17 protein-coding genes are annotated in these 24,058 nt (G+C 57.8%); 8 read left to right on the top strand and 9 right to left on the bottom strand.

Annotated elements, in window-relative coordinates; translation table 11 throughout:
• Positions 1 to 8: 8 nt before the first annotated feature.
• The 4 genes from BM004_RS41040 to BM004_RS41035 all read left to right on the top strand — a co-directional run bounded on the left by BM004_RS41040 (position 9) and on the right by BM004_RS41035 (position 3,674).
• On the top strand, positions 9 to 257 hold the full coding sequence (locus tag BM004_RS41040) for a hypothetical protein (RefSeq protein ID WP_143072615.1): 249 nt from the start codon (positions 9 to 11) through the stop codon (positions 255 to 257).
• A 1,423-nt stretch (positions 258 to 1,680) separates the two neighbouring features.
• Positions 1,681 to 2,376 (top strand): Abi-alpha family protein, encoded by a 696-nt coding sequence (locus BM004_RS35300; RefSeq protein ID WP_093220690.1) that lies wholly within the window; start codon positions 1,681 to 1,683, stop codon positions 2,374 to 2,376.
• A gap of 350 nt (positions 2,377 to 2,726) precedes the next feature.
• Positions 2,727 to 3,104, top strand: coding sequence for a hypothetical protein (locus BM004_RS35295; RefSeq protein WP_143072614.1), 378 nt, complete (start codon positions 2,727 to 2,729; stop codon positions 3,102 to 3,104).
• Between the two features lie 150 nt (positions 3,105 to 3,254).
• On the top strand, positions 3,255 to 3,674 hold the full coding sequence (locus BM004_RS41035) for a hypothetical protein (protein ID WP_143072613.1): 420 nt from the start codon (positions 3,255 to 3,257) through the stop codon (positions 3,672 to 3,674).
• A 563-nt stretch (positions 3,675 to 4,237) separates the two neighbouring features.
• Here BM004_RS41035 and BM004_RS41030 read toward each other — a convergent pair.
• The 7 genes from BM004_RS41030 to BM004_RS35265 all read right to left on the bottom strand — a co-directional run bounded on the left by BM004_RS41030 (position 4,238) and on the right by BM004_RS35265 (position 12,032).
• Entirely contained in the window at positions 4,238 to 4,576 is a 339-nt protein-coding gene (locus BM004_RS41030; RefSeq protein ID WP_143072612.1) for a hypothetical protein, read from the bottom strand.
• A gap of 145 nt (positions 4,577 to 4,721) precedes the next feature.
• The gene (locus BM004_RS35290; RefSeq protein WP_093220685.1) at positions 4,722 to 6,266 is read right to left on the bottom strand and encodes a hypothetical protein; all 1,545 of its coding nucleotides are present in this window, start codon (positions 6,264 to 6,266) and stop codon (positions 4,722 to 4,724) included.
• Between the two features lie 83 nt (positions 6,267 to 6,349).
• Positions 6,350 to 6,997 (bottom strand): hypothetical protein, encoded by a 648-nt coding sequence (locus tag BM004_RS35285; protein WP_143072611.1) that lies wholly within the window; start codon positions 6,995 to 6,997, stop codon positions 6,350 to 6,352.
• A 309-nt stretch (positions 6,998 to 7,306) separates the two neighbouring features.
• On the bottom strand, positions 7,307 to 8,041 hold the full coding sequence (qatD, locus tag BM004_RS35280) for a Qat anti-phage system TatD family nuclease QatD (protein ID WP_093220679.1): 735 nt from the start codon (positions 8,039 to 8,041) through the stop codon (positions 7,307 to 7,309).
• Complete coding sequence (gene qatC / locus BM004_RS35275; protein WP_093220676.1) at positions 8,038 to 9,324, bottom strand: Qat anti-phage system QueC-like protein QatC; 1,287 nt, start codon at positions 9,322 to 9,324, stop codon at positions 8,038 to 8,040. The genes qatD and qatC overlap by 4 nt, the downstream gene beginning before the upstream one ends.
• A complete protein-coding gene (gene qatB, locus BM004_RS42440; RefSeq protein ID WP_093220761.1) occupies positions 9,321 to 10,148 on the bottom strand; it encodes a Qat anti-phage system associated protein QatB in 828 nt (275 codons plus the stop codon). Before qatB ends, qatC begins: the two co-directional genes overlap by 4 nt.
• A 3-nt stretch (positions 10,149 to 10,151) precedes the next feature.
• Positions 10,152 to 12,032 carry a KAP family P-loop NTPase fold protein gene (locus tag BM004_RS35265; protein WP_093220673.1) on the bottom strand — a complete coding sequence of 627 codons (1,881 nt, stop codon included), beginning with the start codon at positions 12,030 to 12,032 and terminating at the stop codon, positions 10,152 to 10,154.
• Between the two features lie 311 nt (positions 12,033 to 12,343).
• Between BM004_RS35265 and BM004_RS42195 the strand changes: the two genes are divergently transcribed.
• On the top strand, positions 12,344 to 12,877 hold the full coding sequence (locus tag BM004_RS42195; protein ID WP_143072610.1) for an H-NS family nucleoid-associated regulatory protein: 534 nt from the start codon (positions 12,344 to 12,346) through the stop codon (positions 12,875 to 12,877).
• 363 nt (positions 12,878 to 13,240) lie between these two features.
• Positions 13,241 to 17,059 (top strand): H-NS family nucleoid-associated regulatory protein, encoded by a 3,819-nt coding sequence (locus tag BM004_RS42190; RefSeq protein WP_143072609.1) that lies wholly within the window; start codon positions 13,241 to 13,243, stop codon positions 17,057 to 17,059.
• Positions 17,060 to 17,464: 405 nt separating this feature from the next.
• Here the strand turns inward: BM004_RS42190 and BM004_RS35245 are convergent, their stop codons facing one another.
• Together BM004_RS35245 and BM004_RS35240 are read right to left on the bottom strand one after the other, a co-directional pair.
• On the bottom strand, positions 17,465 to 21,025 hold the full coding sequence (locus BM004_RS35245; RefSeq protein ID WP_143072608.1) for a CHAT domain-containing tetratricopeptide repeat protein: 3,561 nt from the start codon (positions 21,023 to 21,025) through the stop codon (positions 17,465 to 17,467).
• Positions 21,026 to 21,040: 15 nt separating this feature from the next.
• Positions 21,041 to 22,360, bottom strand: coding sequence for an alpha/beta hydrolase (locus tag BM004_RS35240; RefSeq protein WP_093220665.1), 1,320 nt, complete (start codon positions 22,358 to 22,360; stop codon positions 21,041 to 21,043).
• Positions 22,361 to 22,446: 86 nt separating this feature from the next.
• Between BM004_RS35240 and BM004_RS35235 the strand changes: the two genes are divergently transcribed.
• Together BM004_RS35235 and BM004_RS35230 are read left to right on the top strand one after the other, a co-directional pair.
• Positions 22,447 to 22,701 carry a hypothetical protein gene (locus BM004_RS35235; RefSeq protein WP_093220662.1) on the top strand — a complete coding sequence of 85 codons (255 nt, stop codon included), beginning with the start codon at positions 22,447 to 22,449 and terminating at the stop codon, positions 22,699 to 22,701.
• Between the two features lie 12 nt (positions 22,702 to 22,713).
• On the top strand, positions 22,714 to 24,021 hold the full coding sequence (locus tag BM004_RS35230; RefSeq protein ID WP_093334576.1) for a radical SAM/SPASM domain-containing protein: 1,308 nt from the start codon (positions 22,714 to 22,716) through the stop codon (positions 24,019 to 24,021).
• The last annotated feature ends 37 nt before the right edge of the window (positions 24,022 to 24,058 follow it).

Below are 24,058 nucleotides of genomic sequence, written 5' to 3'. Positions count from 1 at the left end.
GGGCGACCATGCACGAATCGACAGCTTCGTTTGAGCGCTCTTTGCTATGCGACCCTGATGTCAAGTTCGGTGTCAAGCACTATGCGCTGCTGCGCTCAATTGGCGCGTTTGTCGAGCAACTGAAGGACGCCGGTGCGCAAGTTGGGCAGATGACAGCACGACAGGCATCGACGGCATTGAAGCTGCGAGGTTGGACGAGGGGGCAGCGCTACTCACGCTGGTGCGCCTCGCATACGCGGCTGGCAATCGGCTGGTAATATCAATGGCAGAGCAGCCGCTGGCTGCCTCTAAGATGAGCGCCTCCGCTGTATCAAGCCCGCGAACCGCAGGGCCGAACGTTGAGCGGGATGTGACAGTTCGCGATGTCAATTGTCGGACGGCGACCGACACCCAAGTCTGTCAACTTCGACTCGAACTCCACCGCAACCTACCCGCATGCTGCTCCCGGGAGTCGGTAAGCTGCGGCGCGAACGGAAACCTCGAACGCGAAATCCTATTCAACGTCCGTTAAGCAGGTCAGCGCTCACCCTGGCCCGGCCCTTCTCGCAATTTGCAGGCGGTGTCGAGGTCGGGTAGGCATGACCTTGACAGAAGGTGTGTTCCCTCGACTGTCTATGTTTGCGTCGGCAGGCGCGGACGCCTTCCGATACCGGGGCACCAAGCCCCGCGGGTAAGTCGCGAAACTAATGATGTCATATGCATACGCAGCGAAACGAACAGCGGTGCACCATGACGCAGGACATATAGCCGTCCCGTCTCGAGTTGAATGCAGTACCCGTGGGGGGTATCGAAGTACGGCACATCCCGTGGCGCAACCAATAGCACCGCGCGCAGTGAGCGCGGGGCCACACGCATCGGATAGTGGACGAATTTGTTCGTCACATGGTCGGCCGCCATTTCCACCCAAGCGACCCGGCCGCTGACCCCAAAGTGACCAACAGCGATGATGCCCACCTCACATGAGCTGTCGTTGTTAACTCCGAGTACAACACCGCCGTATTTAACTGGAGTCAGCTCCAATCGGATGTGATGCGCATCCTTCCTGAGCGCAATCACGAGTGCCATCGCCCCCAAGCAAAACCCGGCGAACGACATGGCTGTCTGAATTGTTGAGAAATTCTCCGAACTCACCCTATCCCCTCGTAACGACGGGCGCGGCGCCCGAAAAAGTTGCTGCGCTGCTCCTCGTGGCAACGTGCCCTGCAGAGCTTATCGGCACGGATGCGTCTTTCTGAAGCCGACACACACGTTGAAGTGGTCATTGAGACGAGCTTGCGTTCATCAGCGCGCCAGCTGACCCAGCACTTCGGAATGGACGAAGCAAGCGCGTGCTCTGTTGCGAGAGGGTTCATAGAGAGGCTAGCATCAACGCGGACGCTTCGAGAAGTGGCGGAGCTCGCGACTCATCAAGGAGCGCAAGACGTTGCAGATGGCGCTTATTTCTCCGTTCATCTTGATAGGGTTGAGTAGTACAGCCCAGGCTACTTGGACTGGCGGAAAGCACGGTACTCCGGCCGCAAGTGACGAATCGCAGGGAAGTCGGAGTACGGCCACAGGCGGAACTGCAGCCCTCACCTCCAGTTCTCAGATTGCGGACGCTTCCGACGTGGCTGCCGTGCTGTCAACGAGCGCTAGACTTGCGCACTGCGACCATCAATCAGGACGCATTGAGGAGATTCGATGCTCGACGAAGAGGCAAAGGCAGTTCAGGAAGTCGCGAAAGCTACCGGCAAAGGTATCGACATGGTTGCCTCCGCGGGTGGCGCGCTCAGGCACCTTCTTGGCGATTCTCTGGAGCAGCTTGGAGGTATCGTTTCCGACTGGGCTCGCTGCTACCGCTACAAGAACCTTCTTGAGGTCATGGACAAGTTCAGTCGCATTGCCTCGGAACGAAGGACTGCCGGAAAGGCTACCCCGCTGCCCCCTCAATTTGCCCTTCCACTGCTCGAGGGAGCATCTCTCGAAGGCGAAGACGAGGTGCAGGAACTCTGGGCTGGACTGCTTGCGAATGCTGCCGACCCGACGCGACCTCTCGAGTTGAAGAAGGTCTACGTTGAAATCCTGCGCGGCCTACAATCGCTGGACGTTCGATTGCCGCAAGCACTCTCGCGTCCGGACTTGGATGCGGTTTATGGGATTCACAACGGCGCCACGCTCAACGCGGAGGCACTTGCGGCCGTTGTTGACGCCAGCGTCGAGGACGCCCAAATTTCTCTGCAGACTCTGGCTCGATACGGTTGTGTGCTCGATTCTTGGCAGAACACTATGCGAGGGCTGGATACCGGATACGCTGGCTTTCGGGTCAACAACCCGAGTTCGAACTTCCGACTGTCGCACCTCGGCCATCGACTCGTCTCCGCAACCTCGAACAAATAAAAATGCTAGCGACAGCCGAGACGCGCAAGACAAGTTCCGGCCAACTTCGGACGTTCGGCCCCGCCTCAGAATTCGCCCAAGGACGTGTGTGCATCGTGCCATCTCCATAGTGTTGAGGAGCCGGGAAAAATGTGTCCAATACCAGAAGTGCGTCACTGCTTTCGACCTTTCCGCTGGCTCGCCCTTGCAAGCAGTGCCGACGTAGCTACAGTTAGGCGTACCTCGGCCTAGGCGGCACAGCTTAGCGATACTTTCAGGATGTAGTTATGAGAATATCGGCTGTCCAAGGCGCTCACGACCGCTGCGCCATCGTAGCTGCAATGGTGAGGGACTTTCCGCAGAACAGTGCGATGACGCATGTTGTCCGGGAGATGTTGCGCGCTGCGGCCCACAAGACAATTAACATTGAAGGTATACGAGGCAATGCCTTCCACGTTTCGTATGCGTCAGTTCAGGCTAGACCGTTCCTGCAAGTTGGAGGGCCGGTCATTGCTGACCACTGCATCCCTCTATCGCTTCTGGTTCAGCGAGTTCTACGGGAACGCATTGCCGATGTAGACGTCTTGGTGAAGCTTGCGTATGAACACTCAGCGATGGCACTGGTCACCAAGGACGAGGACCAAAAGCTTACGGAGTTCAGACTTAGGAAATCCATGCCATCTGACTGGGACGGCAAAGACCCGTTGGCGCGGTACAAGGCGATTGGCATAGACGTGCTGCCCGTTTGATATGCGTGTTGCTGTGAGCCGCCCACCCAAAGCAGCACGCGGCCTTAGCAGACCTACAACCTCAATCCGTGCGAACGGAATTTCACTCGAGCCCAAGCTATGCCGTGGCGCGATTTATCTAAGGCGTAAGCCCTATTAAGGAGACTCCAATTGGTGGATACTGCAATGATTGCTTCTATTGCCGGGAAAGTTGCATTAGATTTATTTGTTCCCGGCTATATGAAGGCTGCATATTCGGCCCTCTCATCTTCTCAGGATGAAGTCAAGGCTGCCGAATCCAAGGGGTTGGCAACCCTTGAAGAAGAAGCCAAGAAGCAGAAAATTGTCATGGAGTTCCAGGCCCACCAAGCACGCGTAGCTCAGGAACTTGCCATCGCAGAGCGCATTGCTGCGTCACATGAAGTTGTTATCGAGGAGTATTACGACGGCTCTGGCAAAGGTCACGCCGGTCTGAAGGCGGACGGCGAGGCAATCTCCTTAGGAGCCAGCGGTGAGGGTCGACGTGTCACTAAACGAGTGATTCGATTTAGCGGCTGGGGCGAGCATTCCATCCCCGCGGACGAGGCCTAGTTCTGGCGTTGAGCGTCTGGTATAGAGGGTCGACTACTTGTGCTTGGGGCCGAGGCTGTGTGAAAACTCAATCCGGTCGCCATCACTCCGGAAGTCGACCTCTCAAATGGGCCCAGGCTGCGTTTTTTTGGACGTGCCAAGGGGGGTCAAAGACCCTTGAAAAGATGACTCCGCAGAGTTTTCACACAGCCTTGGCCCGAATGCGTCCTTCAAGGTTTGCGAAAGCAGAAATTCGAAAGCGACTTCGGCTTCGTCGCCGTTGTGGAAGTTCGAGACTCGAGAAAGCGGTCATTAGACCTGCCATGCATCCCTCCTCACCCAGCTGAGATAGGTAAAACCGCACCGAGGTCCCGCGGGCTAGACTTGGGGCAGACTAGAGACTTCCAGTCGCCATACTCGGGGCTTCGTTAGGTCCGGTTGGCCCGAAGTCTTTTTCCACTCGATGGGCAGCGCGCCGAGCGACTTAAAAAAAGCTGCATAGTCCGCGAATTCGCTATCGACCTTGCTCTCGTCGAAGATGAAGGTCGAGACGCCGTATCGCCGTGCAACTTCGTGGCAAAAGGTCACAACCAGTGCCGTTCAAATTCGATGACTCGGCTTCCCCGCGGCGCGCCTGGCTTCAGCGTGGTCCATACGTTCCTGGTCGTGGCCACATGGCCGACCGTGCAGGTAGCGCGGACCTTGTTGACGGACACTGATTCGACATAGCCAATCTTAGTGTCGTGACTAATGGCGGTGAGCGTCTTCGGAAATTCAGGCGTAACCGGCCATTCGAAAGGCACCACCTCCCCGTATTGACTCGGCTTGCTGGTTCGAGCATGCAGGGCCTGGAGAGGATTCAACAGGTATTTTTCTATGGCTTCAGCCAACGTTGCAGTGGTGCTTGCGCGGGCAAGGTTCAAAGGATGGTCTTCTCGAATCGGGTCTTGGCTTGGAGTCCGCGCCCGGATACTTAGGAATGCCAAAAAATGTATCGGGGCGACTGAACTGGTACCGCGCGCTACTTGCTCGCCGCAGCCAACCAGCCGCACCCCCCCAAAGGCCCGGCTAGCGTGGCTTCTTCCGTTCTCGTCGCGCCTCTTTGTCCGCTTTGCGCCTAGCGGCCCTGTTCATTGGAATGTAGCCCTCGCCAAGGTAGGTTGGTGGAGACTCGACGAATCGAAACGAGGCAGGAAACTCGGGCTCGGTGTGCCGAGATAACTTCACCTCAGTATTGCGTCGCAGGATGTCGAGTTCGTCCGCTTGTTCGCGCCATCCCTTGAGTTCCTCGTCCGACACTTCAGACAGGTCGACGTGGATGAAATCCTGGGATGCCAGTCCCTCTGAGAACGGCTCACTGGCCACCCCGATGCTCTCCTTCAGCGTCGGCATTCCGTATTTGACAGCGTGGCTGTAGACCATGAGGGCGTGCATCCGCCGGTGCCGATATATTGTGTCGTAATCCTCTCCTTCGGTCCTCGGGATGGTGAGGAAAACAAAGGCTTGGTTGGGTGGACGGCCGGTCATTTTGATGCGGGCGAACATGCGGCCCGGGTCGCTGCGGTGCATCGCGACGTGAAGGTCAGTAGACAGGCTGCGCCGGGCGAGGCGAGGTTGGCCTGCGAGGGCGCGAACGATGCGCTCGTGATTGGCGCCGTCCAAGGCCGGCAGCCAGGGGACAGTGATGGCTTTGCCCGACCGGATGAACCCACTCTGATGTTCTATGAGCGCATCCCACATGTAGCTGATTTCATTCGCACTCTGCTTCGCCTTCCATTGGGGACTTGCTCGGTACACCTCCCAGTCGCCCTCGGGAAGAGCTACGAAGTTGACGCCCTTCGGTGTCTTGGGGAACGCGTGCTCCTCGTCGCGCATCGTGGACATGTATCGAGCGAGTAAGTCCTCCTCCCCAGGTACAGAGACGATGACCCCCGGCTGCTGCATGAACTCTTCTTTCTTCTCCAGGTACCCGACCAAGTCGGGCACCGTGTCCAACTCCTCGAGCAGCAGGTCAACCGTCATCTCGTCAAGGACGTGGACAAAGCGCCGGTTCTCCAGGGGGAAGCCAACGTGGAATGGCATTCGCGCATGAGCAGCCTTGCCCACCAAGTGGTTGAGCAGCATGACGCTGCCTGAGCTTCCGCCACCGAAGAACTGCCGCGCGGGGAAGTGCGACCCTCTTGTCACCGCGATGAGGTAGTAGCGAGCCACACTGGCGTCGGGGAGTTCGATGGGCAGCGGTGACTGACATGCCTTGTCCAAGAAGACCCGCTTCGGGAATGTCTGAATGAACTTCTCAGCTCCAGCGAGTTGCTTCGCCGATTTGTCGATTGCGCTTCGGTACCACCGCGGCCAGGCGACCGTCACGTTTACGTTACTTTGGTAGGCACAGTCCTTGTCTGAGAACAGCAGCACGTCGTTGCCGAAGACCACCAACAGGTCGCAGAGCTCCTTGCCATCCCCTTTGCCGTTGGCCCGTCCCTCGTCTGTAAAGACGTTCGGATAGCTCCATAGGGTCAGGAACGCTTTGCGCGCGAGGCTGGCGAGCGCCCGCTCTGACGGCGTTGTTCCGTCTGACGAAGCTGCCTTTTCCCATGCCGTCTCTTCCATCATCGCGTCCCCGCTGGTTCACCCGTCGCCACGCGCTTGCGTTCCCAGAGTGTCGCTTTCCCTTGACGCCGTCAAAGACAGGCAGGTCACGTTCGTTCGGCGACACTCACCGAGCGCAGAAAGTCTGCTTCGTTCGAAGACTGCCTCACGTGAGCAAAGAGCTCCTTGACATCATCGTCCCATTGGTGGTGCATCTGCTTCTCGAGCCTGTACTCGAAAAAGCGTTGATAGACAAATGGCAGCACGTCTTGCTGCCAAAGCAGCTGATGAACCTCCGGATGGCTTCGTCCGATTCCAGCGTTATGCTCCGCGCCAAAGCACAGGATACGGATGACGAGTTCATCATCCTGCCAGATGCCGGAGCGATAGAGCGACTGCGCGATGTCATCGACCTGTTCCGCCGGTCGAAAGCCTCCCGCATGCAGAACCTTCTCCATGTTCTCGCGCTTAGGGTCGGTCCAAGGCCCATTAAGGCCACATCGACCGGTCTTGACCTCCGACAGCACGACCATTGGCCGTCGCTGCTCGCCTAAAAAGAGCGCGAAGTCGCCCATCGGGCGGGCACGATTCTCGGCTCGAAACGGGAAGCGAACTCCAAGTACATCGACGTCCGTCTGCTGCGGAAATGCGCCATCTAAGCGAGGCCCTTCGGGATGGACGATGAAGTTTGGAATGGTAAGGAAGCCATTGAGCCGCAAGAACCAAAAGGCCAAACGCTCAGAACGAATGTCCATATCGAATACCTCAAAATCGAATTTTCCGGAGCGCCTATATCGACCAACGAGTCCTGGCTCGGGGGCTCGGCCTAATTGGCTCAAGGCGTTTGCTGCCTCTGACAAAACGCTCGGCTTCCATACACCTGCTGAAATGTTCAGCGAATGTGTTGCATCGACCGGTTGAATCCGCCGCCGACCGTTGCCGTTCGCGCAACCGTCGAGAACGGACCCTGAGCCGACGTACACCGTCGGTAGCCGGGCCCCCATACGCCATTGACCGAATGCTGACAACCGAACTTCGGTCAACCCATACCCGGTCCCATCGCGTCAAGACCGATTAAATAGCAACTGCTCAAGGTTGCTGCGAAACTGCTGTTCAACATCAGTAATAGGCACGGCCCAAAGGTCGGCCAGAATGCCGCACACGCTCCAGGCATCCCAGGGTTTAAGGACTTCTCCCCTATGCATGGCAAAAGGGCCATCGGTTTCAGGAAGCACTCGGTTCAAGGGCATCCTCGCCGCCAGCGCGCGCCCCTTTTCGCTAGCAAGCATCGCCGGACCGACGCTGAACCAGCAACCAAGTCGTGCCGCCGCTTGGAGCTCGGCCAGTCCACCAGAGAACCAATGCAGAACTGGAAATCCCAATGCGCCAGCCCTCGCAATCAACTCGATAACGCGCGATGCAGCGCCCCTCGAATGGATGCTGATGATTCTTCCACCTTGACGTTTGCATTCATCAAGGACGGCTTGAAAGATTCGCTCTTGCAGGTCCATGGTCTTACGGAATCGCGGAGAGCCGTCAAGCCCAATCTCTCCGATAAAGCGCACACTCGTCACGCCACCGACCAGCGCATCAACTTCGGTCGCCTTAGGTTCAGCCACCTCCGGATGCAGTCCCAGTCCTACCTTGATGTTTTGTAGCCCGGCGAAAACCCGTGATGTAGCGTGGTAAGCGCGAGGACTTGTGGTGACGACGAGGGTGAATTCGTTGCGTATGTTGACTTCGCGTGCCAGCTCCAAACCGTTTGGGTACAGGTCAAGGTGGGAGTGGAAGTCAATCACAGGACACGGTGTTGTCGTAGTAGCACGCCCAGCTCCTTCAGTCCGCGTTCTACGACACCTTCGAAATCTGTTCGACGAGTTGGCGCAGCAAAAGCAAACTGCCCTGCTGTCAAGGCGCGAACGCCATCCTGTTCAACCTTGAGCACAGCAGCTGCTACCGCGGCCACATCGTTGGGAGGGCGGTCAGGTTGCGCAGCCTTCAAATCGGCGTGGACATACGTCGCTGTGGTGTCCGCGATGCCAGAGCGCAGAAAGGCGGACCGTCTCACCATGCAGGGCACACAACGACCACAATGCCTTAACCCGAATACGGCGTACCGTCCACAACTTGTGGACCTACCTGCCAAGTTCGCCAAGCCTTCTTGGTCGAGGCAGGTCGCCATCATCTCGCCTTTTGTCTGCGCAGCGTAGGGCAGCTGCAGGCTTGCGGGAATGCCCAGCTGAGTCCAGATGGATTGCAGGCGTTGCATGAACACCGGGTGCGTGGTCTTTGTGCTTAGGCTGCCCACCCGCCCAGCGTTCAGTGGAACGTTCAAGCTGATAAGCCCATTCTCCGGCACGAAGACCTCGACCGATTCGACATCCGTGCCGTCCGCATGGCTGTCTGCAGCTAACGCTGCGAACGCGAAGAAGACAATGGACCGGCCACGCGTCGAACCTTCACCGTCACGCTGCGGCTTTAACCAGATGTTCTGATTCCACTGCAGATGGCGCTCTCCTCCTCCTAGAGTTCGTGCATACAACACTTGGGTATCCGAATCGCCCTTCGCGATATGCGAGACGAAGATGGGGGAACGTCCTTGCGCCGCAAGGTTGAGCGCGCCAATTAGGCTGTCCAACCCACCGGAAAGAAGCGATACGCAGTCCGCATCATGAATTACACGCTGCCGAGGGTTTGGTGGGGGGTAACCGCCTTCGACGAAGCGCAACTGCCAGAAATCTCCAGTCAGGAAGCGTAGCGCTTGTTGAATTTCGGCTGTCAACTGCTGAAATGGTTCAGGCTCATACAGGGCAACCTCCAGTTCGATGGTCCTGGTCCAGCCGTCGGCAGACACATTGCGCTCCACCGCATGGTCAGCAGCATTGACAGCGAGTGCTAAGGATAAGAAATCCCAGCTCCTGGCGCTGGGTGCAATGCCCGCACGCTTGATGTCATCAATGAGCGACGTGCCCACCGTGCTGACGTCTGGCAGTCCGTCATGGGCATACATCGAAACATAGTTAGTTCCACGTTCGCGCAGTATTGGAATTAGGTCTTTGGGTGCGCAGAGAACCTTTGTCATAGGTCTGCCTCAAAGAGTTCGAAGGTCATCTTCAGCGATTCTTGGAGAATGGAGTCGAGCTGCCCACGCGTTGGATTTGAGCTGGTGCCTCGAAGCATGTCGACATGCGTTCCAATCTCGTTCTTGATAAAGCGTCGCATTTCTCGTTCGCGTATGACAGCAGTCTTAGGGTCAATCTGTGAACTCTCGAAAATGGGACCCAAGTCGAAGCAAAGCCGATTGGCGGCCTCGGCTGCAAGATAGCCCTTCATCAGCTCCCAAGTGTCGTCGACGCTCATGCCCAACAAGTCGATGGTCGGGTCATCCTTCACCAATTCGGACAAGGCGAGGCCCATCGAATCGCGGAAGGACTCCTCATCGGCGCTGCCGCCCGGAGGTGCCAGTTCGCGAACAATGGCGTCCACCACGTCTTCGGCCGAAGGATTACTTGCCCGCAAGTCATCAATCCATTTACGAGCCTCTGGAGATGTACCTTGGCTGACGGAATTGAGAAACGAGAAAAGCTCAGCCCCAGCACGAGTCGAGGCCCGCATTCGGCTGGCTGCCGCACTTGCACCACCGCTTCCACGGCGAGAGTAGTGCCCGATGGCATTTCCTAGATGCTGCGTGTCTCCATTCCTGGCGTACTTGCCAAGCTCTCGCCGCGCATCACCGTATCTCGCGGGCGGCGCAGTTCCCGTTGCACCGGCTGGCGGAGCCGGCGGCTCCCCGTCACCTGGCGGAACAGTGTTTCCAGTGCCAATCTCCGCGATAACGTCATCCAACCAAGGCGGGTCCAGGCTTACACCGCTACCAGGTCCTGCGCTGGAAGTAGAAGTTCCCATCACTTACCTCCCTTTTTGCTTTAGAAGATACTGGCGCGATTTCGCACTGGTTTCGGGGTCATCCTCCCACTGCTGCAGTAAGGCTCGCGCCCAAGGGCGGTTCTTGAGCAAAGGCAAGAGTGCCAGGTCGCGCCTATTACCTGGAATCTCGGAAAGCGCCGGTACAAGTTGAAGACCCAGTTGCGGATGTGCATCCGTGCAGTTGAGGCATCGAATGATGTCTTCGACCTCCCACCGGTCTTCTCGGGCCTTTCGGATTGCGCGATTAAGTATTCGCGAGACGTCTCCCTCGCCGAGCGAAGTCAGCTTCTTGACCAAAAGCTTGGACACATCGGTCGCCTCCATGGTCGCCTCTAGGAGCTGCTTCGCTTCGGCTGACAACTCGTCATAGGCTGCCAGGCCCAAACTCCGGTCACGACTCAGGTGCAGTATTGGCCGCAAATCTTGGTCCGCCAACCGAGGGTTCAGCTTGACCCATTGCTCATAGAAGTCGCCCGTCCACGAAGCGTGCGGCGGCTCGTACTTTTCAGCCGTCTGCGCGGCCGATTCGAGGACTTGCAGGAACACAGCCTTTCCGTCTGGACTTGACGCGACCGATTTCGTTAGGAACTCAAACGCCGCGCTCGATGCGCACCGTTCAAAAAGCTGAACCTTGATGAGTTCTTCGAGAGCCAGCGGCATGCTCATCGCCTTGGCGATGGTCTGTCGAATCATGAGATTGTTGAGGAATCGCTTAATCAGCCGCGGGTTGCCTGCAATCTCTGCCGATGTCACAAGTAAGGGGGCTAACTGGTCGGCAATATCAAGTTCTTTTGCAATTTTCGCCTTCTCTGGCTTAAATGCTTCATCCAGAAACTCACGCGAGATGCCCTTTTCCCAAGATTTCTTAAGCCTTTCTAGTACAGCGTCCTGCCCCAGTGATTGAACAGCGGGCGTAAGACGGCCTTGCCTAGATGCAAGGTCAGTCAAAAGCAGCGCCAGATATGCCTTTACTTCGTTGACTCCCAGCCTCGGGACTCTGAGCGGAATCTGTATAAGCTTGTCGAAATAGCTGGTGACAAGTCCTTCCTCAATGTCTACACCCTTGAAGTGGGCTCGGACCGCGCCGCGAATCATGCTTTCGTCGGCGGCAATTAGAAAAGCCGTCCGCTTGACGTGCAGCAGAAGCCTCATCGCTTCCAGTGTTCCAATTGCAGTATTCGGAAGGCACCGGTCAAGGTCGTCGACGAAGACAACCAGGTGGACCTCCAGCTCCTCCAGTAGCTCAGCGAAGGCTTTGCGCAGACCTTCGATTTCCTTAGGCAGCGACGATTCCTTCTTTTCGCCGATGACATCTTTGAGTTCTGGAGAGAGCTCTGCGTACGCCTCCTGGACCGCCGTCAGTCCTTCCGCACGCCTGTCCTCATCGCTGAAGCCCTGCACTAGTCCACTGACGGCACCGAAAAGGGCACCGAGCGGCCCCGCTGCCACAGTTCCGACGGCCACGTGCGTAACAACAGGCATGACAACTCGTCCAACCTTGAGGAGTTTGACGCGTTTAGCAAAGTCCTTCGCCTTATCGAGAAAGCTCTTCCGCTTCGTCGCTTCCTCGACAATGCGGTCGGAAACCGCTTGGAGCAACGCTTGACGTGCGTCTTCGTAGCCTTGATAGAGCCAAGCGTTAAACTCCATCAGAATGTATGAGGAGTGCCTCCCGTCCTTCTTGGCGCTATCCTCCAAGTGAGCTCGCACAAGCTTTACCAGAGTCGATTTTCCGGCGCCCCAACCGCCAGAAATACCAATGGTGACCGGCGTGTCTCCGGCATCCCGTATCAGATTCGCTGCTGCATTCGCGACCAGGCCGAAGTTAAGAAGGTCAACCTCGGCTTCGATGTCATGCCACATTTAATCCTCCTCATCCGAAGTATCGTTATTTGCAGTTGAGCCGAGTTATTGCTCGACCCCGCCTTGAATGCGGCCTCCTACGCGAACGACAACCAAGGTGACTGTCACCGACAGTCGCGGGTCTCAATGCTTATAGGACGAATGCCTGCTGATAGCGTCACTGTAACAGCGTGTCCAGTTCGTCATACGAGGGTCTTCACGCGCTCGATTTGGACCAATGGTTGCTGCGCGGCAGCATCAGATTCTGACAACGAGACTCCGTCGAACAGTATTAAAGTCACGACCTACACTCCCACAAAGAAGGTATTGCAATGGCACAAAAAAGTTACGCTCAAATCCAGAAGCAAATCGAAGCGCTTCAGCGCCAGGCAGACGAACTTCGAGCTCAAGAAGTCGATGGCGTCGTTGCTCGCATCAGGGAAGCAGTCGCGCACTACGGCCTGACAGCAGAGCAACTCGGATACGGCGGTAAGTCGCAGAAGTCGACTGCCAAGACGCTGAAGACGGGCGGCAAAAGCGCTCCGGCGTACTCCGACGGCCTTGGCAACACATGGGGCGGCCGTGGTCCGCGTCCACGTTGGCTGCGTGATGCGCTTGCTGCTGGCAGGTCGCTCGAGGACTTCGCCTCGTCAAGCGGGACCGCGCCGGTGAAGGCAGGGAAGGCGCCGAAAGCAGAGAAGACGCCCAAGAAGGCCAAAGGCGTGCCTGCGAAAAAGCGCATTGCTACGGCGTATCGCGATGAGGCTGGAAACACGTGGTCCGGTTTCGGCCCTAAGCCTCGTTGGCTGAAGGAGGCGTTGGCCGCAGGGAAGACGCTGGAGCAATTGGCAGCAACGGGGGCGTGAGGTCGGTCATCCGAACCGGCCATTCGGCATGGGCCCAGTCGTGCGGCTCTTCTTAGACCTCTGCGGCGCGGCGAGGGCTTGCCGAATTGCCGTAGCGCGTCGAGCAACTGACCCGGCGCATACACGACGAAAGTCCCTCACAGCAATTCGGCAAGCTTAGCTCGAACGTGCTGACGTTCACTAGGTAGGCGGTGACGACCAAGACGAGCGGGTCATCCAGTTGGATGGCCTGTCCGGCGCATCCCAGAAGCTTCGCGAAGGGGTTGAACTCTTGACCAACACGGCGGTGAGCCCCGTCACTTGCCGAGATACGGTGGCGTCGTGGCGTAGCATGCACAGCAGGGATACTAGAAAGGAGGAGTCGTGGCAGGATTCGAAGAGGTGCGTCCGCTCGAGGGCATGTGGGCGCCGGCACAGGTTCGCCTCGTACTGAGGCAGATGTTCGAGCGTTGGTTATATCGGTCGCCGCACTTGCGTCCCACTTTCGGGCATGACGGGATGGTCGATGAACTGAGCCTTCTCGAGTTCAGTCAGCACTACAGATTAGAGTATCCGGGCGGCGCAGAAGACGTTGCCAAGAACTGGGACGAATCGGCGCAGCGCATTGCAGACGGCGGTCCGACGTTCGACGACCTCGTGAGTTTGGGCTGGATACTCTTCGATGGCGGCCGCTGGAGGATGCAGAGCACGCCTCGAGGTACGTTCTCGCACATCACCTACCCGAGCCCAAGTGCAAAGACCTTTCTGACTGGGCTTGGCAAAGCGCGGCTCGTCGCGAGGACCGCCACGCCGCCTCCAAGCGCCCAAGCGCTTGCAGCCAAGATATCGGTTGAGGACCGGCTCGACCGGCGCATTCCTACTAAAGACTCGGACTGGCTTGCGGGGCGACTGTGGGAACGACTGTGCCCAAAGCCGCAACCTTGCTCAGAGGACAACAGTGGCAATGAAATGGGGGGGGCGCCTCCTGAAGTGAATGAGGTCGGTGGTTCACCGACCGTGCCGGAGGTGGAGGCTGGAGCTGTCGACCGCGCCTTCTTGGAGTGGTCTGCGTGGTGCGACGTCCTCGGCGGTGCCTGCAGATGGGACACGGCCTGGGCGCCAACGGAGATGCGCTACTGCCGTGAGGCCGCTCATCGAGTCTTGGACCGCCAGGTCCTTTGGAGTGACTGGGATAACGATGCCCCGCGCTACGCGGATGTGCTCGATAAGACGTTTGCAATTCCGCAGGACCAACTGAGGTATGCCAGAGTTCCGAAGAAGGCGCCGCCGCGGACACTGGTGTCTCGGGTAGATTGGCTGAAATGGCCTGAGGTCGAACATCTCATGATGGAAAGACTTGACGCTAGCACGGTCAGCTTTGCATTTGGCCTGCTTTGCTCTGAGCTCGAGAAGACGGACATCGGGCCAGGCGTCAAGGCCGCAGCGGCAGCGGTCCTAACGTTCGCAGCCGACCATCCCATGGCGCTGCAGCTCTTCCTGTTCAAAGTCGATGCCGCGCCCGCACTTTTGGTAGATGTGCTGATGCACCAGCGCGCTGCGTGCCTAGGCGCCAAATTGGTCATCGAGTGGCGGCCTTCGCCGGGGCAATTCAGTGACCGTAATGTGGTCCGAGAAGCCCAGACCAAAGTGTTTGCTGTCCAAGACGCACTATCGCTTCTGGCTCATCACTTGGATGAAGGCACTCTCGACCTCGAAGAATGTGCATCTTTGGTTACTTGGTGCTATGACAGTGCCGCTGGCAACAGAAAGGCAGTTGCAGACCCAAGGAAGCCCATTGGGCGACAGCTTCTCGAGATGGTAGCCAAGGAGGCAGAGGAGCTTCAGTCTGCCGTACTGCAACACCTCGTAAACCAAGCGAACTATGAAAACAACGTGCCCCGAGCGCGCTTTGCGGGAGTGCTAGAGGGGCTTCGTCGCCTTTCGAATACCCCATGCCTCGATGCTCTTCCAATCATCGCGCTGTATTCAAAGTTCGCGCGCGACCTGCACCTGGACTGGACCGACGTGCCCAGCCTGTCCGCGAAACAGGCTGCGCAACTCGTCGCCACTGCATTCGCACAAGCTGCATCCGACCTAAACGAGCTGCTAGTGCCATTCGATAGCGCAAAGCTGCTGCGAGAGGCGCCGGACGATGAGAGACCATCGCTGCGCTCTTCTATCGCTAAGACCCTAAGGGCGCATGTGCGGCTGCTCGCACGCGCAGTGGCCGGTTGGCCTGATGGAGCCGTACCGAGCGAACTCTGCGACGCATTCCTGAGGCTGATTTCGCGTAGTGTCATTGAGCATACGGAGAAAGGGCGCGTCGGTGCCCTCACGGACAGGTACAGCCCCAGCCTTTATCTTGGACGTGAGGAAGGCTCACCGGCACAAGACCTCACAGCCGCGTGGCGACGACTAGACCCCAGTCGTCAGAGCATCCTACTGCAGGCACTTGCGCATTCCGACGACCCCGTGCTCCTTGCCGAGGTGTGCCAGCATCTGCCTGCGGCCGCGAAGCCTAGTATCCAAACGAGGTTGCGGGAGCTGAGGCCGGGAGAGGCTTCAGAGTTGTGGACCTGGCCCGAGCTGCAGCAGCGCGTCGCGTCCTTGCTGGTTGCCGGCGAATACGGGCTCGCTCGCGAACACCTGGATGAAGCCGAGGAAAACTTGGACCGCGCGCCGTCACAGTTCCGACTGGGCCTTTTTGGTCTTGGACTCCAGCTGCTTTTGAAGGAGAGGAACTGGATTGCGCTCGATGGCGCGGTCGTCCCTTCGGCATTGGATGCACCCACGATGCGCCAAGCACACGACCAACTAGATTTCTACAAGGCTACCTCCCAACTGCTGCGCCCAAACGGCAATCTGGCAGACGCTCGTATCGTGCTGCAACGTCTCGCAGCGCGTCCCGGTGCAGCTTCTGCCTACAAGGAAAACGTCTTTGCCGTTGCGCTTCAACAGCTCTTGGGGCCATCGCTTCATCCGTTAACTGGAGCGGACAAGGCCACAGGCGAGAGCCTGCTTACCGAAATCAATGCCGCAGTCGATGCGGACCAGAAATTTTCTACCAGCAGCCTGCTCGCTAACCGTGGGCTGCTCTTGCTTGCCTTACAAAGGCCAGATGATGCGTTGAGGAGCGTGGCGGCGTGTCGTCAAGAAGGGCGAAGTCCAGAACTCGAGCTCGTCGCAGTGCTCGCAAAGTATGAAATGGGACTTCGGGATGAGGCGATGGCGATGTTAGACGTAGCCATCGAAGAGTTTGGTAGTGACGAACAACTTCTTGCACTCAAGAATGACCTGCAAGCTGGTGAAGCTACTTCCAGTATTGCTTCGGTATCGGTAGTCGTCGACCCGATTTCGTCAATCCGAGCCGCTTTGCAGCTGTTAACCGAACTTCAACCTTCACAGGTCGGTGAGCTACTCGGACCGCCCGGCCGCGGATTGAGAGGCTATCTCGTAAGGCAGGTTTCACGGGCCGTTGCCGCGCTTCAGCACATGGCGCCAATTTTGCGTGACCGAAAGAATCCAGAGAACGAAGCTAGATTTGAAGACGACCTCAATACGGCGGTGCGAGAGGTGCTGGGAGCTTCGCTGGCGACAATTAAGTGGGACGTGGCGGACCAGTCGCGCGGTGGAACAACTGAAAACGGCAATCCCGGCGAAAGGGATGCCGTTATCCGAGTTTCCGGTCAGGAACTTTCCATTTATGAGGCGCTTGTTTGCTCTGGACTTGACCGGACCACTATTAAGGAGCATTTCGACAAGCTCTTGAAGTACGGTCTCTGCGACATCTACTTCCACGTTATTTACTCGTATGCGAAGCCGGTCAAACCTCTTCTCGACTATGTCAGAGAGATGCTTGAAAACGAGGTTCCTCACGGTCTCACCTACCTTAGTTGCGAGATTCTGGAACCGTCGGACTGCGAAACAAGCGGGTACATCGCTACCTACCGTGTAGACCATCGCGATGTCGCGGTGGCGTTCTTGGTGGCGGACCTCCATGTCTCGAGGCCATCGATGGAGCCGTCAGAGAAGATTGAGACCCCGAGGAAGTCGAAAGGCATCCCTGCGAGGAATCGTGTAGCTACCACGTATCGCGATGACGCTGGAAACAGCTGGACTGGCATTGGTCGGCGGCCGCGTTGGCTGAAAGAGGCGCTGCAGGCAGGGAAGACCTTGGAACAGTTGGCAGTAACGGGGGCGTGATGCTCTCTCGGGGCTGATTGAGTTGGGCATCGGCTATTAGAGACCCGACTCTAGTTACTGCTGATTGCGAACGTGCTCGCCGCCAGACTTGCCCCCAGCAAGAACAATGACGACATGCCGCTTTCGGCCCACCGACAGGCGTACGGCGCCAGCCTTCTCGAAATGTGTTGAGCTGATGGCAGCTTCGGCTGACTCTACGGTCACACCGTCCAGCTTCACTCCTCGCCCTTGAATCAAGCGACGCAAGACTGGCCCAGTTGGAGCAAGTACGGCGACGACACATCACTGGTCAGGTGGAACAAGTTCTTCCACCCGCTAAGCTGACTGCTCTCCAACGCCGGGGATGGACCTGCGTTGACAGCGCCGCTGTCGACGCCTAAAAACCTGAGCGGCGTGTGACGCGCCTCAATGCCCATAAAGTATGAAAGGCGCCCAGTAGGCTGGCGCTGTCCAGGCACTTCCTACAGCGCCCGTCGCAAACTCCCTCTTCGTTCGAGCCAGCGCCTCCGAGTAGGCTGCTCCACTCTTCACCTTCTCGAAGAACCGAATGACGAACGCCGAAGAACTGTCGTCATAAATCGGCCACAGTGTCAGCACGGTGTTCTGGTTCCCCGCCGCAAACATACTCAGGGGCAATCCGATGACGCCTTCGCCAGAAACAATTTGTCCGAGGCCAGTGTCACAAGCAGAGAGAAATATCAGGTCGGAGCGAACCGACATGGCTCGCCACTCCGCCGCTGTGACGTATCCGTCGTTTCGGCTAGAAGGCAGTGGGGGCCTTGGGAACTGCGTCAGGACGATGCTGCTCCTGTCGGGCGTGCCGCTATCCAAGTAACCGTGCGCCGCGAACAGGACCATCTTGTATCTAACAAGCTCACCTGCGTTCTGGAGCTCTCTCAGTCTACTCTCGCTCGCTGCGGGTCCGACAATGAGGCTCCGCCCTGACTCGAGCCCGAACAACTTGGCAACACCTTCGACCTCTTTCGCGGCTCCGGGCAGGTTGCCCCAGCGCAGGTGCTCCAGTCCTTGGCCTTCCGCGCCACGGGACGCGCCGGGGTGGCCAGCAACCCCCACATGACCCCGGGTTTGTGCTTGGCCCTTGGCGTCACTGACCCCGTAGACCGGGTTGCCAAAAACGAGGAGGTCACGCCTCGGTAACTTTGCGTAGATTGACTCGCGCTGCTTAAGCAGCTTGAACATGGACCAGGACTGTGCGTAGACCAAGTCGTGCGTTGCCACGAGTGGCTGGCCTTGCCGGGTGAGCGCCTCAAAAGGAACCGTGGCCAGCTCGTCATCCGTACTAACCACCAGGCGCCGGTATCCCCAAGTAGCTGGTGGCACCAGACTCTGCACTGTGTCGGAGACGAACTTCACCAACTGGTCTGCCGTCAACTCCTCCTCGGCTCCTTCAGGCGCCGGCATAGAAAGGTCAAGCAGCTCATAGCCTCCGTCCTTCAGCCTCCAGAGCGCCATGGGCGGCAAGAGTCCAGCTCCGGAGTTAACGCCGGTAAGCCCGGAGGGTACGGACCAAATCGTTCGAAGCGCTTGCAAGCTGGAAGTAAACCCTGGAACTGCCCCGTCCGTCACCCCGCCAGACACCGCTCCATTGGGCTCCAGCATCGTCACCAGAAGGCTGTTGCCAAGCTTTGAGAAGCTAAGGAAAGCGCTCTGAGGGGAAAGAAACCTCGATGCATCCTGAGTTTGTGCTTTTAGCTCGTTTTCTACCTTCGGCCAGTCGTACTTGGCTTCGAGCGTTGAGCGCAGCATTGCTAGAGAACGAACCTTTTCGTCGCGCTCTTGCCCGAGCTTGCCAGCCGCAGTTGCACTGCCCGAATCGACGGCCTGCGTGGCTTGCTGCTGGGGAGTCATTGCGCCTGAGAGCGCCAGCTGCGAACTCAGCTCGGCAACATCTCGCTCCAGCCCGGAAAGTTCTGCAAGCTCGACTGGGGTCAAGCTCGACGAGATGACATTCACCTGGCGATACGTCATTTCTCGAAGAGTCCGAGCTTTCGACAAGTCCACTATTCCGAACGCCTCTTGCCATCGCCCCAACTTAGCCAGTACGCGGGCGTAGTTCTTGTACTGACCGACCGAGTCGGCGAACTCAGCTTGCCTGAGCCAATCTGCGTGGTAGCTGTACTCTCGAAGGCTCTCGGTGCCTTCAACCCCCTGCCTGTAGACCGCCTCTGATTTCTCAAGCTCCCCCATCTCTGCAAGCAGACCGGCGACGGCGCGAGCGCTCCGGATGGTGTCTGGATGCGCTAAGCCCACTCGCCCCTTACGCATCCGGAACGCGGTGTCAAACGCAGCTAGCGCCTCCTGCTTGCGGTTAGCTTGCTCAAAAGCGAAACCCAAGCTGTGCCAGCTGTTTGCGAGCTCGGGAGAGTTGGGGGGCAGAGTTTTCGCGCGCAAGTCCCGGGTGCTCTCGTGCAGCGCGATAGCTTTTGCATGCTCCCCCCTATCTGCGTAAGCAGAGGCGAGTTGCGCACGAGCTCGTAGGAGCTGACTATCCGTCTCAGCGCGAGTTGTCGATAGGCTGATGACCAGCCGCTCAAGGATGACAGCAGCTTCGTCGGCGCGTTTCAACCGGAGGAGTGTGAAGGCCTTGTTGTTTTGAACGCTGACGAGCGAGGAATTGCTGGGGGCGAGCTCCAGCGACATCTGAGCATCCAGATGCTCGAGCACGGCAAGCTGCCCCGAATAGTCGCGACGCTCTCCACGCATGACCGCGACGTTGTTCAGGGCTGCCCAACGCAGCGGATGCCCTGCAGGGTACTTTTTCTGGTCTTGCGCGTTGGCCTGCTCGAACAGCTCTTCCGCTTCGCGGTGTCGACCGAGGCGTGCCAATATTTGGGCAAGGGTAAACCTCGCGTCGTCGGCCGCTTGACCATCAGGCGCAATTTGCGTGAGCCGACGGTAAGCTGGTTCTTGGACTGTCAAGGCTACGGCCGGGTCGCCCTTGGCCAGCAGTACCTCGGCGACAGTGTTAGAGATTGACAGATGCCTAGCACTCCCTGAGCCTTCCAGTTTCGCAACTGTGGCGTCCAATTCCTTGGCAAGTTCGAGGGCTTCAGAAAATCTCTTGGCATCTCGCAGCTGGCGCACCAAGAGTGTCGTCGTCATGAGGGTAAGTAGATGCTCATGACCGAGCACGGCGCGTCTTCCCTCGAGCACTTCAGTCAGAACAGCCGAGGCTTCGGGCATTTTTTCTTGTCTGCGCAGGGCGAACCCTAGTTGATGGCCCGCATAAAGGCGGTCGGGATGCATCTTTCCCACTGAAGTTTCCAGTTGACTCCACAAGGGAGCAAGCACTCTCTCCGCAGCCGCGTGCCGGCCTTGCGTGTTCATGCATTGAGCCAAACCGATAGCAACCCAGCGACTATCACTCGCGCTGAAGTTCGTGTTCGAGTTCTGCTGCTGTTGTAGGCTTGTGACCAGCGGTGCTGCCATGTTGGCTGCTTGGTCGCAGAGCAATATGGCCAGTGAGACCTGGGCCCTCAGCCCTTCATTAAACTCAGAAGGTCCGGCCGCGGTATGCAGTTTCAGAGCTTCCTCAAGGTCGCTTTCTCTCTCTACAGTCTTCTTGGAGTCCGGTCCCACCTGCGAGCGCAGGTGCAGCGCTCTAGCGCGCACGGTGTTTGTCAGCTGTCTTCCTGGCGCGAAAACCTCTCCGAGCAGTTCGGATGACTGCAAACTTTGGCCGGCGGCATAGCTCGCGAAAGCGGCTTCGAGGAGAACTTCTACTTCGACTCGACCCGCCCTTCGGGCTTCCTGTAAATGCTCGCTTGCCAGCCGGTAAGCTCCCTGGTAGTTCCCCTTGACGAGCTCCACTGCTGCCGGCGATTGGGAAAGAACTGTTGCTAGCACCGGCTGTGCCAAAGCGCTGCTCAGGTGGAGAAAATCGACTCCAAAAACAATTAGCGTCGCCGCGGCAATTCTTTTCCATGAAGCCAATGCAGCGCTCACGACGATTCCTGTGAGCTACTTGAGGGTCCAGTAAGGCGGGACTTCAGCATCGACCTTTTGCAAGGTCGGGCGCTTGTCCGCTGGCTGCCGTTGGATGAGCAAGCGCGTGATGTCCGTAATGACCTTCGGGCTGTCAAAAACGTACGAGTGACCAGCGGAACGGAGCATCGGCGCTGCGCTTGATGCGTCGATGGTCTCAAAAGGAGTGCGCCGGTACACAGGGGGCGAGACGTCCCCCAACCGCTTAAAGCGATGAACGGCTTTTGACGCCATCAAAGCGACGTCGCCGCTTGATGCGTAAATCGTCGTTCGAGGCTGGTTGCTACCAGCCAGCACAGGGGCGATTTTCTGGTCGAAGAGTTCTGCATTGATGTCCGGTGCGGCCAACAGGATTTCTTTCAACGCCTTCGGATTGGTGCCCTTCGCCGCCCGTTCGTTGTGGACGGTGGCTACAAGACGATTGCCCATGCTGTGGGCAAGAACGTATATGGAGTCAAAGGGAAGAGGTTTGATGACATCGAGCAGAGAGGAGTACCACTGCTCAGCGAGCTGAACAGACTCCTCGTCGTGCCAATAGCTCTTCAGGTCTCCCTTAGACGGCCAGCTGTAGAGCATCGTTACGCCGCGGAACTTCAGGTCGTGGGACAACTGAGCTGACCGCATGGCTGCTTCATCAAACGTGACGCGGTAACCGTGAACGAAAAGCAAGAGAGACTTGGATGAGGCGTTCTTTAGTTCAGCCTGAACCGCTTGAGAGAAACTGTCCTTTGTGCCAAGAGACGTGACCGATGTGAGAACAAAGTGCTTCGAAAGGTCTGGCTGCAGTTCGAACTTCCATAGTGATGGAAGTGTGAGGTCACCCGGGTCGCGGTCCGTCGGCACGCTCACGACAGCCTTGCCCCAAGTCACATCCTTCGCATCGTCGCCGCCGAAGACGAGGCGGTTCGGCGCAGACGAGTCCTTAGAGCGATTGGTCGCGTAGAAGACCGGCACTAAAACGTTGCGGGCTGTCGTAGCAGACCGGGTATCGTGAAGAGGGTCGAGTTGGACGTCAGGCCTGATGCAATCAAGCTTGAAGATGACCTCGAGAAGCCGCTCTTGGCGCTGCCGCAGTTGCGGCGATTGCGGCGATTGCGGGTCAGCGTCAGGTTCAGAGAACGCCTTTGTGACCTCGCCGCTCAAGAAGAACCGTTCTTCCTCGAGTTGAGTCTTGTCAGCGGCTTTGACGTTTACGCATTCCGAGGGAAGCTCGGCTTGCGCCAATGTCCTCGATGACGCCAAGGCAAGTGCAATGAGTACGGTAGCGCTGAGCGCAGCGCCTAATTTCTTGACCATGTGGCTCTCCTTGCCGCAAAAAATCACTTGACTGTAGCCCTTGTTTTACCGCAGCATCAAGTACCACTAGCTAGGAAAGTTCCACGATGGCAACGACAGCTAAGAAACAAGGTGCATCGGCGGAGAAGTCGAGTACCGCTGGTAAAAAGGTCGCGCTGGGGAAATGGAGCGTCAAGCGCGTCAGCGAGACTGAGTTGACTGTCAAGCTGCCTAAAGGCATGGTGGCGACTTCCGACAGTCTCACCATTGACGACCTGCTAAGTGCCATCGCTACCGTGAACGCTTTGGAGAAGGGGCGGGTCGTCGTCAAGTGTTGTTCCGGCAATATGGCAATCGCCTGACCCACATTCTCCGTGCGGCAATCCGTATATAACCTCGTCACCGACATAGGTGGCGGGCAGTTCCTGCTCACAAATCTCCTGAGTCGCGCGGTCATTCAGGCAAGCCATCATCGGTTGGCAGTGCTCGAAAGTCTGAGTGGCTCTACGGAGTTGTCTCGTCTAAACACGAGCGACCGCGAGTTCATCTCGACTCTTGCTCAGAATTTATTTTTGCTGCCCGACGCATTCGACGAGCTGGAGTACATAGCGCGCATGCACATCGAGGAACGTGCCAGCCGTGGCGTGAAGAATCTTGTCATCGCGCCGACCATGCGGTGCAACATGTCGTGCCACTACTGCTTCGAAAGCCGTACCGGAAATGCAATGTGCGATTCGGTGCAGGCCAGACTGCTAGAGAGTGTCGCGGCAAGCCTCCCAGAGTACGAGCTGCTGCACGTGCAATGGTTTGGCGGAGAACCACTGTTGGAGATTGAGCAGATTGAACAGCTTTCCGGGCGCTTGCACCAACTCGCCTCGGCGACGGGCAAGGATTACTCGGCCGAGGTCATCACCAATGGCCACCTGCTGACAGCCGATATGGCCCAGCGCCTTGCCGCCGTTCATGTCACAGAGGCGCAGGTGACTTTCGAGGGGATGCGCAATTTCCACGACAAGGTTCGCTTCCTCAATGGACACGAAGCGACTTTCGACCGCCTCGTTCAGAACATCTCTGAAGCCAGCCGGCACCTGACCGTGAACGTACGCGTTCATGTCGCTCCCTACAATCTGAAAAGCGTGCGTGAGCTGGTTGACCACCTGGGAGAGAACATCCCGGAAGCCATCACTCGCTTGTACTTCTCGCCGCTGTTCAATTACCAAGCCGAAGGCAAGCTAGCGCAGTACCTGGTCGACCGGCGTAAGTTTTTGAGCGCACAGGACTTCGCCCCTGCACAGACGGAGCTTGTGGCCCAGGCCAAGCGATATGGCATCTCCACCGGGGACCCGCTGAAGGCATCGTACGGACTGTGCCTTGCCATGCTGGAGGGCACAGAGGTTGTAGGACCCACAGGTGCCGTCACCAAGTGCTATCTGGACATCAACGTAGCGGCTAAGGCCCATGCAGATTTGAAGGCAGGGACTGAAGTGCCCGAGCGTGAAGAGGCTTGGACTGACTACGACTTCGCCGAGGACAACGGCTGCCGCTCCTGCAAGTTTCTGCCCGTGTGCTTAGGAGGTTGTCCCAGTCAACGGATGCACAAAGCGGACAAGCAAGTCGTTTGTACGCCCCTGAAGTTCAATTTCCATCAAAGGATGCAGTTGGAGTATGGCTCACTGCAGTAGGCGTCCTCAAAGTTGCTGAGGACGTCTGCTCTTCAAC

Source organism: Variovorax sp. OK212, from assembly GCF_900112425.1.
Taxonomy (GTDB): domain Bacteria; phylum Pseudomonadota; class Gammaproteobacteria; order Burkholderiales; family Burkholderiaceae_C; genus Variovorax.
This window is presented reverse-complemented; position numbering and strand designations above follow the sequence as displayed.

What these genes read in the sequence shown, in the direction of transcription:
- BM004_RS41040 (WP_143072615.1), top strand. Translation starts at nt 9, where the DNA reads ATGCACGAATCGACAGCTTCGTTTGAGCGCTCTTTGCTATGCGACCCT.
- BM004_RS35300 (WP_093220690.1), top strand. Translation starts at nt 1,681, where the DNA reads ATGCTCGACGAAGAGGCAAAGGCAGTTCAGGAAGTCGCGAAAGCTACC.
- BM004_RS35295 (WP_143072614.1), top strand. Translation starts at nt 2,727, where the DNA reads ATGACGCATGTTGTCCGGGAGATGTTGCGCGCTGCGGCCCACAAGACA.
- BM004_RS35290 (WP_093220685.1), bottom strand. Translation starts at nt 6,266, where the DNA reads ATGATGGAAGAGACGGCATGGGAAAAGGCAGCTTCGTCAGACGGAACA.
- BM004_RS35285 (WP_143072611.1), bottom strand. Translation starts at nt 6,997, where the DNA reads ATGGACATTCGTTCTGAGCGTTTGGCCTTTTGGTTCTTGCGGCTCAAT.
- qatC (WP_093220676.1), bottom strand. Translation starts at nt 9,324, where the DNA reads ATGACAAAGGTTCTCTGCGCACCCAAAGACCTAATTCCAATACTGCGC.
- qatB (WP_093220761.1), bottom strand. Translation starts at nt 10,148, where the DNA reads ATGGGAACTTCTACTTCCAGCGCAGGACCTGGTAGCGGTGTAAGCCTG.
- BM004_RS35265 (WP_093220673.1), bottom strand. Translation starts at nt 12,032, where the DNA reads ATGTGGCATGACATCGAAGCCGAGGTTGACCTTCTTAACTTCGGCCTG.
- BM004_RS42195 (WP_143072610.1), top strand. Translation starts at nt 12,344, where the DNA reads ATGGCACAAAAAAGTTACGCTCAAATCCAGAAGCAAATCGAAGCGCTT.
- BM004_RS35240 (WP_093220665.1), bottom strand. Translation starts at nt 22,360, where the DNA reads ATGGTCAAGAAATTAGGCGCTGCGCTCAGCGCTACCGTACTCATTGCA.
- BM004_RS35235 (WP_093220662.1), top strand. Translation starts at nt 22,447, where the DNA reads ATGGCAACGACAGCTAAGAAACAAGGTGCATCGGCGGAGAAGTCGAGT.